At 72.0% G+C, this 14,774-nt stretch carries 13 protein-coding genes; 1 reads left to right on the top strand and 12 read right to left on the bottom strand.

Translation table 11 applies throughout. The features are described from left to right. Nucleotides 1-23: 23 nt before the first annotated feature. The 6 genes from rplS to ACIGW4_RS21025 form a co-directional block, all read right to left on the bottom strand. Nucleotides 24-374 (bottom strand): 50S ribosomal protein L19, encoded by a 351-nt coding sequence (gene rplS, locus ACIGW4_RS21050; RefSeq protein WP_015036473.1) that lies wholly within the window; start codon nucleotides 372-374, stop codon nucleotides 24-26. 126 nt (nucleotides 375-500) lie between these two features. Further along, complete coding sequence (gene trmD, locus ACIGW4_RS21045; RefSeq protein ID WP_123455609.1) at nucleotides 501-1,322, bottom strand: tRNA (guanosine(37)-N1)-methyltransferase TrmD; 822 nt, start codon at nucleotides 1,320-1,322, stop codon at nucleotides 501-503. Continuing rightward, a complete protein-coding gene (gene rimM / locus ACIGW4_RS21040; protein ID WP_399582224.1) occupies nucleotides 1,319-1,894 on the bottom strand; it encodes a ribosome maturation factor RimM in 576 nt (191 codons plus the stop codon). Before rimM ends, trmD begins: the two co-directional genes overlap by 4 nt. A 111-nt stretch (nucleotides 1,895-2,005) precedes the next feature. Next, entirely contained in the window at nucleotides 2,006-2,245 is a 240-nt protein-coding gene (locus ACIGW4_RS21035) for an RNA-binding protein (protein ID WP_020868149.1), read from the bottom strand. Between the two features lie 2 nt (nucleotides 2,246-2,247). Next, the gene (gene rpsP / locus ACIGW4_RS21030) at nucleotides 2,248-2,691 is read right to left on the bottom strand and encodes a 30S ribosomal protein S16 (protein ID WP_015036470.1); all 444 of its coding nucleotides are present in this window, start codon (nucleotides 2,689-2,691) and stop codon (nucleotides 2,248-2,250) included. Between the two features lie 154 nt (nucleotides 2,692-2,845). After that, nucleotides 2,846-3,439, bottom strand: coding sequence for a hypothetical protein (locus ACIGW4_RS21025; protein WP_030690647.1), 594 nt, complete (start codon nucleotides 3,437-3,439; stop codon nucleotides 2,846-2,848). 376 nt (nucleotides 3,440-3,815) lie between these two features. Between ACIGW4_RS21025 and ACIGW4_RS21020 the strand changes: the two genes are divergently transcribed. Continuing rightward, on the top strand, nucleotides 3,816-4,541 hold the full coding sequence (locus tag ACIGW4_RS21020; protein WP_359589266.1) for a methyltransferase domain-containing protein: 726 nt from the start codon (nucleotides 3,816-3,818) through the stop codon (nucleotides 4,539-4,541). 56 nt (nucleotides 4,542-4,597) lie between these two features. Here the strand turns inward: ACIGW4_RS21020 and ftsH are convergent, their stop codons facing one another. From ftsH to ACIGW4_RS20990, 6 genes are all read right to left on the bottom strand, one after another. After that, entirely contained in the window at nucleotides 4,598-6,526 is a 1,929-nt protein-coding gene (gene ftsH, locus ACIGW4_RS21015; protein WP_123455606.1) for an ATP-dependent zinc metalloprotease FtsH, read from the bottom strand. A 237-nt stretch (nucleotides 6,527-6,763) separates the two neighbouring features. Beyond that, on the bottom strand, nucleotides 6,764-8,317 hold the full coding sequence (gene ffh / locus ACIGW4_RS21010; protein WP_399582217.1) for a signal recognition particle protein: 1,554 nt from the start codon (nucleotides 8,315-8,317) through the stop codon (nucleotides 6,764-6,766). Between the two features lie 119 nt (nucleotides 8,318-8,436). Then, nucleotides 8,437-10,884: a [protein-PII] uridylyltransferase gene (locus ACIGW4_RS21005; RefSeq protein WP_399582214.1), complete on the bottom strand. Its 2,448-nt coding sequence runs from the start codon at nucleotides 10,882-10,884 to the stop codon at nucleotides 8,437-8,439. Nucleotides 10,885-10,910: 26 nt separating this feature from the next. Then, on the bottom strand, nucleotides 10,911-11,249 hold the full coding sequence (locus ACIGW4_RS21000; protein ID WP_015036464.1) for a P-II family nitrogen regulator: 339 nt from the start codon (nucleotides 11,247-11,249) through the stop codon (nucleotides 10,911-10,913). Continuing rightward, complete coding sequence (locus tag ACIGW4_RS20995; RefSeq protein ID WP_123455603.1) at nucleotides 11,246-12,592, bottom strand: ammonium transporter; 1,347 nt, start codon at nucleotides 12,590-12,592, stop codon at nucleotides 11,246-11,248. The genes ACIGW4_RS21000 and ACIGW4_RS20995 overlap by 4 nt, the downstream gene beginning before the upstream one ends. 355 nt (nucleotides 12,593-12,947) lie before the next feature. Beyond that, a complete protein-coding gene (locus ACIGW4_RS20990) occupies nucleotides 12,948-14,423 on the bottom strand; it encodes a hypothetical protein (RefSeq protein WP_123455602.1) in 1,476 nt (491 codons plus the stop codon). Nucleotides 14,424-14,774: the final 351 nt, after the last annotated feature.

Here is a 14,774-nt window from a genome sequence, read left to right as displayed (position 1 = left end):
TGGTGCGTGCCGGGAGCCGGGGCTCAGCGGTCGCGCTTCTCCTTGATCTTGGCGGCCTTGCCGCGCAGCTCGCGCAGGTAGTAGAGCTTGGCGCGACGGACGTCACCGCGGGTCACGAGCTCGATCTTCTCGAAGATCGGGGAGTTCACCGGGAAGGTGCGCTCGACGCCGACGGAGAACGAGACCTTGCGGACCGTGAAGGTCTCGGAGACGCCCGAGCCCTGACGGCGGATGACGACGCCCTTGAACTGCTGGATGCGGGAGCGGTTGCCCTCGATGACGCGGACGTGCACGTTGACGGTGTCGCCCGGGCGGAAGGCGGGGAGGTCGGAGCGGAGCGAACCCGCGTTGACCTGGTCGAGCAGGGAGGCCATGGAGGTCTCTTTCCTCGCTGATGCCACAGGTCATCAGCGGTACGTTCGAATGATGGGGACGTCGTACGTCTCCGGCGGCGTCGTTCCCCCTGTGGCAGGGGCGCGCGCCGGACGGACGACAGCGGCCTATTCTTCCACGCCCTCGACCTTGCGCCAAAATCGGCCGCCGGGCTCGGGCGCCCACCCCAGCATGGAGAGGACCTCGCGGTCCTTCTTGTCGAAGGCGGACGGGTCGCAGCGCTCGATGAGGTCGGGCCGGTTGGCGACCGTACGGCGGAAGGCCTCGTCGCGCCGCCAGCGGGCGATCTTGCCGTGGTGCCCGCTGAGGAGGACGTCGGGGATGGTCCGGCCGCGCCACTCGGGGGGCTTGGTGTAGACGGGGCCTTCCAGGAGGTTGGCCATGGCGCCGGGGGCGAAGGAGTCGTCCCGGTGGGACTCGGCGTTCCCGAGGACGCCGGGCAGCAGGCGCGCGACGGCCTCGGTGACGACGAGGACGGCCGCCTCGCCGCCGGCGAGGACGTAGTCGCCGATGGAGACCTCGTAGACCGGCATCCGGGTCGCGTACTCGTCCATGACCCGGCGGTCGATGCCCTCGTAGCGGGCCGGCGTGAAGATCAGCCAGGGCCGCTCGGAGAGTTCGACGGCGAGTTCCTGGGTGAAGGGGCGGCCGCTGGGGGTCGGGACGACGAGGACCGGGCCGTGGGCGCCGGCCTCGTAGCCGTCGGCGAGCGTCTGGTCGAGCGCGTCGCCCCAGGGCTCGGTCTTCATGACCATGCCGGGGCCGCCGCCGTAGGGGGTGTCGTCGACCGTGTTGTGCCGGTCGTACGTCCAGTCCCGCAGGTGGTGCACGTGGACGTCGAGCTGCCCACGCGCGCGTGCCTTGCCGACGAGGGAGACGTTCAGCGGTTCGAGGTACTCGGGGAAGATCGTGACGACGTCGAGCCTCATGCCGACTCCTCGCCCTCGCCCTCGGAGGAGACGCCGCCGTCCCGGGAGGAGACGATCTCGGCGCGGTCGTCGATCAGGCCGGGCGGCGGGTCGATCACGGCCCGCTGCTCCTCCAGGTCGATCTCGGTGACGATCTCCTCGACGAAGGGGATCATCAGCTCGGTGCCGTCGGGACGCTCGACGATGAAGAGGTCCTGGGACGGCAGGTGGGAGATCTCGGTGATCCGGCCGATCTCGGTGCCGTCGGTGAGGACGACGTCGAGGTCGATCAGCTGGTGGTCGTAGTACTCGTCCTCCTCCTCGGGCATCTCCGTGGGGTCGACCTCGGCGATGAGGAGGACGTTGCGCAGGGCCTCGGCGGCGTTGCGGTCGCGGACGCCCTCGAAGCGCAGCAACAGCCGGCCGCTGTGGACGCGGCCGGTCTCGATGGTCAGCGGCCCGGCGGAGGCCGGGTCGGTGAGCAGCACGGCACCGGGACCGAGCCTGAGCTCGGGCTCGTCCGTCCGCACCTCGACGGTGACCTCGCCCTTGATGCCATGGGCGCGGCCGATCCGCGCGACTACCAACTGCACTGCTCCACACACTCCTGTCACACAGCTCGTACGTACGACAACGGGCCGGGGCGGGCTCTTCAGCCCTCCCCGGCCCGTGCCGGCACAACTAAGGTGATGCTGCCGACCTGCTCAGCGGACCTGGTCCACGTCGACGAGGTCGACGCGGATCCCCCGTCCGCCGATGGCGCCCACGACGGTGCGCAGCGCACGCGCGGTGCGGCCGTTCCGGCCGATCACCTTGCCGAGGTCGTCGGGGTGGACCCGGACCTCCAGCACGCGGCCCCGGCGCAGGTTGCGCGAGGCGACCTGCACCTCGTCGGGGTTGTCGACGATGCCCTTCACGAGGTGCTCGAGAGCCTCCTCGAGCATGATCAGGCCTCGGTCGACTCGGTGGACGCGGCCTCGGCCTCGTCCGCCTTCTTGTCGGCCTTCTTGGCCTTCGGGGTGATGGCCTCACCCTTGTCGTCGCCGCCCTCGAGGGTCTTCGCGAACTCGTCGAACGAGGCGCGCTTTGCCTCCTTCGTGGCGGGGACGAGCAGAGCCTTCTCGGGGGCCGGCAGACCCTTGTGCTTCTGCCAGTCACCGGTGAGCTTCAGGATGGCGAGAACCGGCTCGGTCGGCTGGGCGCCGACGGACAGCCAGTACTGCGCACGCTCGGAGTCGACCTCGATACGCGACGGGTTGTACGTCGGGTGGTAGAGGCCGATCTCCTCGATCGCGCGACCGTCACGACGGGTGCGCGAGTCGGCGACGACGATGCGGTAGTGCGGCTGGCGGATCTTACCGAGGCGCTTGAGCTTGATCTTGACTGCCACTGGAGTGGTGTCTCCTGGTCTTGACGTGGTTGGGCACTTGAGATGCCACGTGGGGTTGCGGTACTCGGATGCCCGATGGACGCGTCAGCCGGAGGAGAGAGGGGTCCTGTGCGACTGTCGAGTACAGCTAGCCATTGTGCCACACGCCGCCGACTCAGTTGGCGGCGCCCACTGTCTCGGGGATGCGGAAGGGCTTGCCGCAGCCGCCGCAGACGATCGGGGCCTGGGCGAGCACCGACGGCACCACGCGCACGTTCCGCCCGCAGTCGCAGACGGCCTTGACGCGTACGCCGCCGCCCGAGGAGCCGTGCCGGGCGGCGGGTCCGCGGAAGGAGCGCTTGGTGTCGGCGGCCGTGGCGACCGTGTGGGCCTTGAGGGCGCGCTGGAGCCGCTCGATGGTGGGCCGGTAGCGGCGCCGGGCCTCGGGGTTGAGCGTGACCAGGGAGAAGCCGCTGCTGGCGTGCGGCTCCTCGGGATGGTCGAGGCCCATCTCCTCGGCGATCGCGAGGAATCTGCGGTTGTGGTAGCGGCCGGCGCGGGAGGTGTCGCGGACACCTCGGGCGGCGGCGATGCCGTGGACTGCCTCGTGGAGCAGTCTTTCGAAGGAGAGTTCGGCGCCGCAGGCGGACGAGGACTCTCCGATCAGGGACTCGGGCGCGGCAAGATCGGGCAGCTCGGGGTGGTGCCGCTGAATGTCGGCCCACGCCTGTGCCAGCTCTGCGGCGAGAACAGGTGGTGTCGTGCTCACGTCGCGTACAACGAGCCGAAGTGCCCCCGGGTTCCATTCCGGGGCATCCCAAATATTTTGCACGTACCCGTCAGTTTCCCTTGATGTGTCCCGACGCGGGGCCAGTGCCCCGATCTGCGGAGGAGTCACGCAGGGAACGTCAAGCCGGTGCTTAGTGGCGCATACGCCCCGGCGCGTGTTCGCGGTGCGCGCGCCCCCTCGAGGGGGCCGGGCGGCCGGGGAAACCGTGGCGAGCACACTACCGGCTCCACGCGCAAGGCGGCGCACCGCCCTCCCCCGGGCGAATGGTCCGGCGCGACCACTGGACGCGGCCCGGGATGCGCAGTTCCCTGACTACGGGGGGCTGTCGTCCACGTACGGATTGGGGCGCTTTTCCATGACACCTACGCTCGTCCCGCACCACCCCGCGCGCGACTGGGCCGAGATCCAGGAACGGATGCTGGTCCCGCTCTACGAGGCGGTGTACGACCGCCTGGGCGTGGGCGCGGGTTCCCGGCTGCTCGGCCTGGGCTGCGGCTCCGGCCTGGCCCTCCTGATGGCCGCGGCGCGGGGAGCGCGGGTCGCCGGCGTGGACCGGGACCACGCGCGCGTGGAGCTGGCGAGGGAGCGACTGCCGGAGGGCGTCACGGTCGCGGAGGAGCCCCCGGAGGAGCTGCCGTACGACGTGATCACGGCCTTCCACGCGACGGACGGGATCCTCCCCGAACTCCGGGCACTCACCCGTACGGCCCAATCGGGCACGGCCGTCGTCCTCGCCGGCTGGGGGCCGCCGGAGCGGTGCGCCACGGAACCGGTGCTGCGGGTCGCGGCCAGGCTCGCGGACCGCGGGCCCGCCCCGGGGACCGACCTGGACGCGCTGGTGGCCGGGGCGGGGCTGCGGCCGGTCGGCTCGGGCCGGGTGGCCTGCCCCTTCGGGTACGCGGACGGGGCCAGCGCGGTGCGCGGGCTGCTGTCGACGGGCGTCTTCGACGAGGCGGTCCGGGCGACGGAGCCCTCTCAGGTGGAGAAGGAGATCGAGGAGGCACTCGCCCCGTACGTCCGCCCGGACGGGACGGTGTGGATGCCGAATGTCTTCCGGTACGTGGTGGCCAGGGTGCCGTAGTCCGTCAGGTCCGGATCCGGGACGTCGGATCCGGAACGCCGGAGCCGGGAGTCCCCTCAGCCCGTCTCCTCCCCCGCCCTCCGGCGCGCGATCCCCGCCGCGCGGTAGGCCGCGTCCTCCTCCAGGGTCTCGTTGGCAAGGAGCGCCTCGGCCAAGGCGTCCAGCTTGTCGCGGTGTTCGCGGAGCCGGCGTACGGCGCTCTCGTAGCACTCGTCGACGATGCGGCGCATCTCCTCGTCGACGGTGTCGAGGGTGGTGGGGGCGGCGGAGAGCCCGTAGGCCTGCTGGGCGTCGCTCGGGATGGCGGTGAGGCGGCCGACGCGTTCGCTCATGCCCCAGCGGCCCGCCATGCCCCGGGCGATGTTGGTGACCTGTTCGAGGTCGCTCTCGGCGCCGGTGGTGATGACGCCGAAGACGACCTGTTCGGCCGCCATCCCGCCGAGGGCGCCGATGATCCGGCCGCGCAGGTAGTCCTCGGTGTAGGCGTACTTGTCGGCGTCGGGGGTCGACAGGGTGACGCCGAGGGCCCGGCCGCGCGGCACGATGGTGACCTTGCGGACCGGGTCGGCGCCGGGTTGGAGCATGCCGAGCAGGGCGTGCCCGCTCTCGTGGTACGCGGTCCGGCGCCGCTCCTCCAGGGGCATCACGAGGGGTCGTTCGGCTCCGAGCTGGACCTTCTCCAGGGCGTCGGACAGGTCGGACTGGGTGACGGCCTTCTGGTCGCGCTTGACCGCGAGGAGGGCGGCCTCGTTGGCGAGGTTGGCGAGCTCGGCGCCGGTCATGCCGGGGGTGGTCCGGGCGACGTGCTCCAGGTCGACGTCCTGGGCGAGCGGGATCTCCCGCGTGTGGATCCGCAGGATGGCCTCGCGGCCGCCCCGGTCGGGCGGGTTGACGTGGACGATCCGGTCGAAGCGGCCCGGCCGGGTGAGGGCGGGGTCGAGGACGTCGGCGCGGTTGGTGGCGGCGAGGACGATGACTCCTTCGGAGCCGGTGAAGCCGTCCATCTCGGTGAGGATCTGGTTGAGGGTCTGCTCGCGCTCGTCGTGCCCGCCCATGCCGGCTCCACCGCCCCGGGCCCGGCCGATGGTGTCGATCTCGTCGATGAAGATGATCGCGGGGGCGACCTTGCGGGCCTCGGCGAACAGTTCGCGGACGCGGGAGGCGCCGACGCCCACGATCATCTCGATGAACTCGGAGGCGGAGGCCGAGAAGAACGGCACTCCGGCCTCGCCCGCGACGGCCCGGGCCAGCAGGGTCTTGCCGGTGCCGGGAGGGCCCGCGAGGAGCACGCCGCGGGGCATCTTGGCGCCCATCTCGCGGTAGGCCTGCGGGTTCTTCAGGAAGTCGACGACGTCGTTGAGCTCGCCCTCGACCTCGTCGATGCCGGCGACGTCCTCGAAGGTGGTGCGCTTGCCGCCCTCCAGCTCGACCGGTTTCGGCGGCTGCTTGCGGCCGAGCATGCCGCCCGCGCCGCCCATGCCCGCGCTCACCCGGCGGGCGATGAACACCCACAGCACGACGAGCAGCAGCATCGGCGCCAGCGAGATCAGGAGGTTGGCGAGGAAGCTGCGTTCCTGGACGACGGGCCGGGCGGTGACGACGACGTTCTGCTTGGTCAGCTGCGCCCACAGGTCGTCGTCGGCGAAGGCCGGCCGCTGGGTCTGGAACTTGGTGTAGTCGCCCTCGCCGTCGGGGACGGGCTGCTTGTTCTTCAGCTGCCCCTGGATCGCGTCGCCCTTGGAGTAGATCTTGGTGACGTTCCCGGCGGCGACCTGCTTGTCGAACTCGGTGTACGAGATCGTCGGCCCGTCGCCCTCGTTGAAGAACGACAGCACGATGTTGGCGATCAGGTACACGACGAGCGCGGTGAGGACGAGGCCGCCCCAGCCTCCCGGCATCCTCTTCTTCGGCGACGGGGGCGGCGGGGCCCCTTCCGAGCGCCAGGGCTGATCGGTCCGGTCGCGCGGGGGTACGGGGTTGGCCACGTGGCTCTCCTCGGGGCGGCAGTGGCCCCAGTATCGAAGAGCGGGAGAAAACGGGCATCGCGGGCAGTCCGGAGGGATGAAAAGGGGCCCGGGGCGGTTTCGCACCGCCCCGGGCCCCTCACGACTCACGCCGGACCGATCAGCCCGTTCACGCCGGACCGACGATCAGCCCGTTCACGACGGACCGCCGATCAGTCCGCTCACGCCGGACCGATCAGTCCGCTCGCGACGGACCGATCAGCCCATGAACTTCTTGAACTCCTCCGGGAGCTCGAAGTCCTTGGGGGTCTGCCCCGCCGCCGGGAGGCCGAACGCGCCGCCCGCCTGCGCCTGCTCGCGGCGCGCGGCCGCGGCCTGCTCCTCGGCCTTCCGCTTCATCGGGTTGCCGCTCTTGCGCTTGCCCTTGGCCTGCTTGACCTGCTTCTTCTGCCGGCCGGGGCCGCCGCCCATGCCCGGGATGCCCGGCATCCCCGGCATGCCGCCGCCCTGCGCCATGCGGGACATCATCTTGCGGGCTTCGAAGAACCGCTCGACCAGGCCCTTGACCGCGCTGACCTCGACACCGGAACCCTTGGCGATACGGGCGCGGCGGGAGCCGTTGATGATGGTCGGGTCCTGGCGCTCGGCCGGGGTCATCGACTTGATGATGGCGCCGATGCGGTCGACCTCGCGCTCGTCGATGTTGGCGATCTGCTCCCGCATCTGGCCCATGCCGGGCAGCATCCCGAGCAGCTTCGAGATGGAGCCCATCTTGCGGACCTGCTCCATCTGGGCCAGGAAGTCGTCGAGCGTGAAGCCCTCGCCCTTCTTCGAGGCGAGCTTCGAGGCCATCTTGGCGGCCTCTTCCTCGTCGAAGGTCTGCTGCGCCTTCTCGATGAGGGAGAGCATGTCGCCCATGCCGAGGATGCGGGACGCCATGCGGTCCGGGTGGAACGCGTCGAAGTCGTCCAGCTTCTCGCCGTTGGAGGCGAACATGATCTGCTTGCCGGTGACGTGCGCGATGGAGAGCGCGGCGCCACCGCGGGCGTCGCCGTCGAGCTTGGAGAGCACGACGCCGTCGAAGCCGACGCCGTCGCGGAAGGCCTCGGCCGTGTTGACCGCGTCCTGACCGATCATGGCGTCGACGACGAAGAGGATCTCGTCGGGGCTGACGGCGTCGCGGATGTCCGCGGCCTGCTGCATCAGCTCCTGGTCGATGCCGAGGCGGCCGGCGGTGTCGACGATGACGACGTCGTAGAGCTTGGTCCGCGCGTACTCGATCGAGTCCTTCGCGACCTGGACCGGGTCGCCGACGCCGTTGCCGGGCTGCGGGCCGTAGAAGGCGACGTCGGCGCGGTCGGCGACCACGGAGAGCTGGTTGACGGCGTTGGGGCGCTGGAGGTCACAGGCGACGAGCAGCGGGGAGTGGCCCTGGCTCTTCAGCCAGAGACCGAGCTTTCCGGCGAGGGTGGTCTTACCGGCACCCTGGAGACCGGCGAGCATGATCACGGTCGGCGCGGTCTTGGCGAACCGGAGACGGCGGGTCTCGCCGCCCAGGATCGAGATCAGCTCGTCGTTGACGATCTTGATGACCTGCTGGGCGGGGTTGAGGGCCTGGGAGACCTCCGCGCCCAGCGAGCGCTCCTTGACCTGCTTGATGAAGGAGCGGACGACCGGCAGGGCGACGTCCGCCTCGAGCAGCGCGATACGGATCTCGCGCGCGGTGGCGTCGATGTCCGCCTCGGACAGACGGCCCTTGCCGCGGAGGTTCTTGAAGGTCGCTGCAAGGCGGTCGGAGAGGGTATCGAACACGGCGGTCGCGGATCCTCGGTGTCGGGGGCGGTCGGATTGCCCTCCAGGGTATCGGGCCGCTCGAAGTGTGTGCCCCCGCCCGCCGAATCCGGCGCGCGGGGACGGTGCGGGCCGGGGTCTCAGCGCAGCGCCTCCTCCAGGGCCCGGGCCAGGTCGCTCGCCTCCTCGGCCGGGAGCAGGCTGCCGTCCGGGCGGGTCACGTAGAGGGTGTCGACGGCGTTGGCGCCCAGGGTGGAGACGTGGGCGCTGCGCACCCGTACCGCCGCGCCCTCCAGGGCCCGGCCGATGCGGTGGAGGAGGCCCGGGGCGTCCTGGGCGCGGACCTCGATCACGGTGGCGAGGCGGGAGTCGGCGGCGGCGACGGTGACGCGGGGCGGCGGGGCGGCCAGGCCCCGGCGGCGGGGGTAGGCGGCCTCGCGTTCGGCGAGGCGGGCGGCGATGTCGAGGGAGCCGTCGAGGGCGCGGACGAGGTCGGCGCGGAGCCGGGCGGCCTCGGGCAGGGAGCCGTACTCGGCGGCGACGCGCCAGTCGAGGACGAGGACGGAGCCGGGGCCGAGGTCGCCGGGCAGGTCGACGGCGCGGAGGTCGGCGGCGCGGACGGTGAGCCGGTGGAGGGCGAGGACTCCGGCGGCGGCGGGGAGGACGCCGGGCCGGTCGGGCAGGGCGATGAGGAGTTCGACGCCGACGGGCTCGGGTCCCTCCGGCTCCGTGACGACCGGCTCGGTGCGCAGGGCCAGGACCGGTTCGCCGGTGCGCAGGGCCTCGATCGCGAGGCGTTCCTGTTCGGCGCTGGGGGCGGCGGCCTCGGGGTCGGGCAGGGGTTCGCCCGCGAGGACGCCGGCGACCCGTTTGACCAGGTCGGCCACGAGCGAGGCGCGCCAGGAGGACCAGGCGGCGGGGCCGGTGGCGAGGGCGTCGGCCTCGGTGAGGGCGTGCAGGAGCTCCAGGGTGCCGAGGGTGCCGACGGCGGTGGCGACGGACTGGACGGTGGCGGGGTCGTCGAGGTCGCGCCGGGTGGCGGTCTCGACGAGGAGCAGGTGGTGGCGGACGACGGTGGCGATGATCGCGGTGTCGGTGCGGTCGAAGCCGATGCGGGCGGCGAGGTCGCGGGCGATGGTCTCGCCGACGACGGAGTGGTCGCCGGGCCAGCCCTTGCCGATGTCGTGGAGGAGGGCGGCGACGAGGAGGAGGTCGGGGCGGCCGACGCGGCGGGTGAGCGAGGAGGCGCGGACGGCGGTCTCGACGAGGTGCCGGTCGACGGTCCAGGTGTGGACGGGGTTGCGCTGCGGCCGGCAGCGGACGCGCTCCCAGTCGGGCAGGAGCCGGGTGATGATCCCTTCGGCCTCCAGGGCCTCCCAGACCGGGACGGTGGCCTCGCCCGCGCCGAGGAGGGTGACGAGTTCCTCGCGGGCCTCGGCGGGCCAGGGCACCGGGAGGGGTCCGGCGGCGGCCGCGAGGCGGCGTACGGCGTGCGGGGAGACGGGGAGGGCGGACTGGGCGGCCGCGGCGGCGGCCCGCAGGGGCAGGACGGGGTCGCGTTCCGGCCGGGCGCTGCGGGCGAGGACGGCCTCGCCGTCCATCTCGACGACGCCCTCGGCGAGCGGGGTGCGTTCGACGGGGGGTTTCCCTGCGCCGCCTCCCCGGCCCAGGAGGGTGCGGAGGCGGGGGCGGGCGGAGCGGGCCTTGAGGACGCGGTGGACCTCGCGCCAGGTGACGTCGGCGGCGTACGAGATGGTCCGGGCGGCCTCGTACACCTCGCGGAGCAGGGTGTCGGCGTCGAGGAGGCCGAGCCCGGCGGCGACGGCGTCCTGTTCCTGGAGGGCGAGCCGGTCGGTGGCGCGGCCGGTGGCGAGGTGGAGGGCGTCGCGGGCGTCGAGGAGGCGGCGGCGGGCGGTGTCGAGGCCCTCGCGGGGGGCGTCGGCGAGCCAGGAGGCGGCGACGGCGCGCAGGACCTGGGCGTCGCGGAGTCCGCCCCTGGCCTCCTTGAGGTCGGGTTCGAGGAGGTACTGCAGCTCGCCCGCGCGTTCGGCGCGCTCGCGGCAGAGCCCGTCGAGTTCGGGGAGGCGCCTGGGGGCCTGGTTGCGCCAGTCGGCGAGGACGGTGGTGCGCAGGGCGGCGACGAGTCCGGCGTCTCCGGCGACGGTCCGGGCGTCGAGGAGGCCGAGGTGGGCCTTGAGGTCCTCGCCCGCGGTGGCGCGGGCCTCGGCGGGGGTGCGGACGGAGTGGTCGAGGGCGAGCCCGAGGTCCCAGACGGGGTACCAGATCCGGTCGGCGAGGGCGGCGACGGCGGCCTTGCCGGCGGTGCCGTCGTGGAGCAGGAGGAGGTCGAGGTCGCTGCGCGGGGAGAGTTCGGCGCGTCCGTAGCCGCCGACGGCGACGAGGGCGGTCCCGCGGGGCGGCGCGGCGGCGGCGAAGAGGCCGGCCAGCCAGTCGTCGGTGAGCCGGGCCAGGGCGGCGCGGCGCGGCGGCCCGGGCCGCTCCTTCTCCTGGAGGAGGAGCAGCCGGGCCGCCGCGTAACCGTCGGGTCCCGGTTCTTCGGTCGTGTCGCTCGTGTCGAGGTTCGTCACCCGGCGGCTCCCATCCGTGCTTCCGCTTACAGTGCGTCCGGACCGCGCTCGCCGGTGCGGACCCGTACGGCGGTCTCGACCGGCACGCTCCACACCTTGCCGTCTCCGATCTTGCCGGTCCTGGCGGCCTTCACGACGACGTCGATGAGCTGTTCGGCGTCCTCGTCCTCGACGAGGACCTCGATGCGGATCTTGGGGACCAGGTCGACGGTGTACTCGGCGCCCCGGTAGACCTCGGTGTGGCCGCGCTGGCGGCCGTAGCCGCTGGCCTCGGTGACGGTGAGGCCGTGCACGCCGAACGCCTGGAGGGCCTCCTTGATCTCGTCGAGCCGGTGCGGCTTCACGACCGCGGTGATGAGCTTCATGCGTCCACCTTCTTGTTCTCGCTCGGGACGGGCGTCGCCGGGGCGGTGCTGCGTCCGGTGACGCCGCCGCCGGCCCCGCTGAAGTCGTACGCGGTCTCGGCGTGCTCGACCTGGTCGATGCCGGAGACCTCGTCGTCCTCGCTGACCCGCATCCCCATCGTCTTGTCGATGATCAGGGCGAGGACGGCGGAGGCGATCAGGGAGTAGGCGAGGACCGCGAAGACTCCGACGGCCTGCTTGCCGAGCTGTTCGAGGCCGCCGCCGTAGAGGAGGCCCTTGGCGTCGGACTGGACGCCGCCGGTGGCGAAGAGGCCGACGAGGAGGGAGCCGACGACGCCGCCGACGAGGTGGACGCCGACGACGTCGAGGGAGTCGTCGTAGCCGAACTTGTACTTGAGGCCGACGGCCATGGCGCACAGGAGGCCGGCGATCGCGCCGATGGCGATGGCGCCGAGCGGGGAGCAGGAGCCGCCGGAGGGGGTGATGGCGACGAGGCCGGCGACCGCGCCGGAGGCGGCGCCGAGGGTGGTGAAGGAGCCGTGGCGGACCTTCTCGTACGCGAGCCAGGCGAGCATGGCGGCGGCGGTGGCGACCTGGGTGTTGACGAACATCACGGCGCCGACGCCGTCGTCGTTGCCGAGCCAGGAGCCGGCGTTGAAGCCGAACCAGCCGAACCAGAGGAGGCCGGCGCCGAGCATGACCAGCGGGAGGCTGTGCGGGCGCATCGGGTCCTTCTTGAAGCCGACGCGCTTGCCGATGACGAGGATGACGCCGAGGGCGGCGGCGCCCGCGTTGATGTGGACGGCGGTGCCGCCGGCGAAGTCGATGACGCCCATCTCGAAGAGCCAGCCGCCCGCGCCCCAGACCCAGTGAGCGACGGGGAAGTAGACGATCGTGACCCAGAGGGTGATGAAGAGGGCCCAGGCGGTGAACTTGACGCGGTCGGCGAGGGCGCCGCTGATGAGGGCGGGCGTGATGATCGCGAACATCAGCTGGAAGACGGCGAAGACGTAGACCGGGATGGTGTACCCGTCCCACAGCTCGGTGATGCCGATGCCGCTGAGGCCGACGTACTCGGAGGACCAGCCGATCAGCGAGCCCGAGTCGGTGCCGAAGGCGACGCTGAAGCCGAAGAGCACCCAGAGGATCGTGACGATCCCGAGGCTGATGAAGCTCATCATCAGCATGTTGAGGGTGGACTTGACGCGGACCATGCCTCCGTAGAAGAAGGCGAGCGCCGGGGTCATCAGCATGACCAGGGCGGAGCAGATGAGCATGAACCCGGTGTTGGCGGCGGACAGCGCGGGGGCGTCTGCGGCCAGGGTCGTGATGGCTGGTGCCATCGGCGTCTCCTCGTCGTCGAATGCGGCCTGTGCGGGGCGGGGCCGGGGAGCGTCCGGCCGCGAGAGGGAGTGGCCGGTTATGGGCCAGAGATTCGCGCAGCGCGGTTTCCGCCGATGCCGCTCGATGTTTCGCAGCGGTGACGAAGGGGTGGGGCGTGTTACGCGACCGTGAACGGCCGTGTCGGTACGGGGGGACGCCAGGGGTCTCCCGGGAAACGAAACCGGCCGCGCCGGGCGTCCGTGTGACCTTGCGGCGGGGGAGCCGAGTCGGGCTTTACGGGACGGCCGGCGCGGCCGGGGTCTGTGCGGGCCCCGCAGGGGGGCCGGGGCGGGCCCCGCAGGGGGCCTGGTGGGGTCAGACCGCTTCGGCGGCCTCGGGGAGGAGCTGGGTGAGCCGGTCGGTGAGCTGGACGACCTCGGCGACGTCGCTGTAGTTGCGGGCGGCGTGGTCGACGGTCTTGCGGAGCCGGGTGTTGACCCGTTCGGAGCGGATGCTGCGGGCGACGCCGAGGGCCTTCTCGGCGAGGACCACGGACTGCTCGGGCTCGCGCTTGAGGAGGTGGACGGTGGCCATGCCGATCAGGTTGAGGGCGTAGGACCGCTGGTGGTCGGGGTCCTTCTCGAAGAGTTCGACGGCCCGCTCCATGACGGGCTCGGCGAGCGAGGCGTAGGTCGGGGAGCGGCCGGCGACGTAGGCGAGGTCGCGGTAGGAGTGGGAGTTCTCGCCGTTGAGCTCGGCCTCGGAGAAGAAGCCGATCCAGTCGGGCTCGGGCTCGCCGTCGAGGCCGGCGTCGGCGAAGGTGTCCTCGGCCATCCGGACGGCCCGCTTGCACTTGGAGGGCTGCCCCATGTTGGCGTAGGCACGGGCCTCCATCGCATACAGCATGGCCTGGGTGCGGGCGGTGGCGCAGTCCCGACTGCCGTACTGGGCGAGGTGGATGAGTTCGAGGGCGTCGTCGGGCCGGCCGAGATGGATCATCTGGCGGCTCATGGAGGAGAGGATGTACGAGCCGAGGGGCTTGTCCCCGGCCTCCTTGGCGGCGTGCAGGGCGAGCACGAAGTACTTCTGGGCGGTGGGCTGGAGGCCGACGTCGTAGCTCATCCAGCCGGCGAGTTCGGCGAGCTCGGCGGCGCAGGTGAAGAGGCGCTTGGCGGTGGCGGCGGGCTGGGGCTCCTGGAGGAGATCGGTGACCTCGTGGAGCTGGCCGACGACGGCCTTGCGGCGCAGTCCGCCGCCGCACTGGGCGTCCCACTTGCGGAACATGGCGGTGGTGGACTCCAGGAGGTCGAGCTCGACCTCGGAGAGCCGGTGGGGGCGGCGGGGGTCCACGAGGGGCTCGGGGCGCTCGACGTCGCCGGTGGGGGTGGGGACGAGCCAGCGCTGCATCGGTTCGATGAGGGCGGGTCCCGCGGCGAGCTGGAGGGAGGAGCCGAGGAAGCCCCGGCGGGCGAGCATGAGGTCGCTGCGGGAGAACTCGCTGAGCAGGGCGACGGTCTGCGGGCCGGCCCAGGGCAGGTCGACGCCGGAGACGGAGGGCGACTGGTGGGCGGTGCGCAGTCCGAGGTCCTCGATGGCGACGACGGAGCCGAAGCGCTCGGAGAAGAGCTCGGAGAGGATCCGCGGGATCGGCTCGCGGGGCTGCTCGCCGTCGAGCCAGCGGCGCACGCGCGAGGTGTCCGTGGAGATGTGGTGCGCGCCCATCTGGCGGGCCCTGCGGTTCACCTGGCGCGCCAGTTCGCCCTTGGACCAGCCGCTGCGCACGAACCACGAGCCCAGCTGCTCGTTCGGGCGCTTGCCGGCAGTCGTACCGTCTGCGCCGTTGCCGCTCACTGGAACGCCCCCATCCACCTGATGACCTGTCGTCCGAACCCCTATCAGAATGCCGCCTCTCGCGGCACCTGTCCGACGTTCGTCCTCCTTCGAACTGGAAACCGGGTTGCCACCGGCATACCCACGCGTGCGACCGGGCCCGAGCTTCGAGTACCGAAAGTAATCCTACGATCACCCCTCCACGAGGGCGATTCAAGAAACGCCACCATTCGCCACCCCTTCGAATGAACTCGCCACGCGCGGAACGCGATTCACTTGACATGCGACGAACCGGAGTCGGCGGACGGAAGCGCGGAGAGGCGTGCGCCAGGGTCCGCACCACCCCGCTCACGACCGCGCGCCACACCCCGG

Source organism: Streptomyces sp. NPDC053513 (assembly GCF_044544765.1).
Taxonomy (GTDB): domain Bacteria; phylum Actinomycetota; class Actinomycetes; order Streptomycetales; family Streptomycetaceae; genus Streptomyces; species Streptomyces litmocidini.
The sequence above is the reverse complement of the archived record's forward strand: the minus strand, read 5'-3'. Positions and strand labels throughout refer to the sequence as shown.

Coding starts and splice junctions, on each gene's coding strand:
- trmD (WP_123455609.1), bottom strand. CDS start 1,322: ATGAGGCTCGACGTCGTCACGATCTTCCCCGAGTACCTCGAACCGCTG.
- ACIGW4_RS21000 (WP_015036464.1), bottom strand. CDS start 11,249: ATGAAGCTCATCACCGCGGTCGTGAAGCCGCACCGGCTCGACGAGATC.
- ACIGW4_RS20995 (WP_123455603.1), bottom strand. CDS start 12,592: ATGGCACCAGCCATCACGACCCTGGCCGCAGACGCCCCCGCGCTGTCC.
- ACIGW4_RS21035 (WP_020868149.1), bottom strand. CDS start 2,245: ATGCTCGAGGAGGCTCTCGAGCACCTCGTGAAGGGCATCGTCGACAAC.
- rplS (WP_015036473.1), bottom strand. CDS start 374: ATGGCCTCCCTGCTCGACCAGGTCAACGCGGGTTCGCTCCGCTCCGAC.
- ACIGW4_RS21020 (WP_359589266.1), top strand. CDS start 3,816: ATGACACCTACGCTCGTCCCGCACCACCCCGCGCGCGACTGGGCCGAG.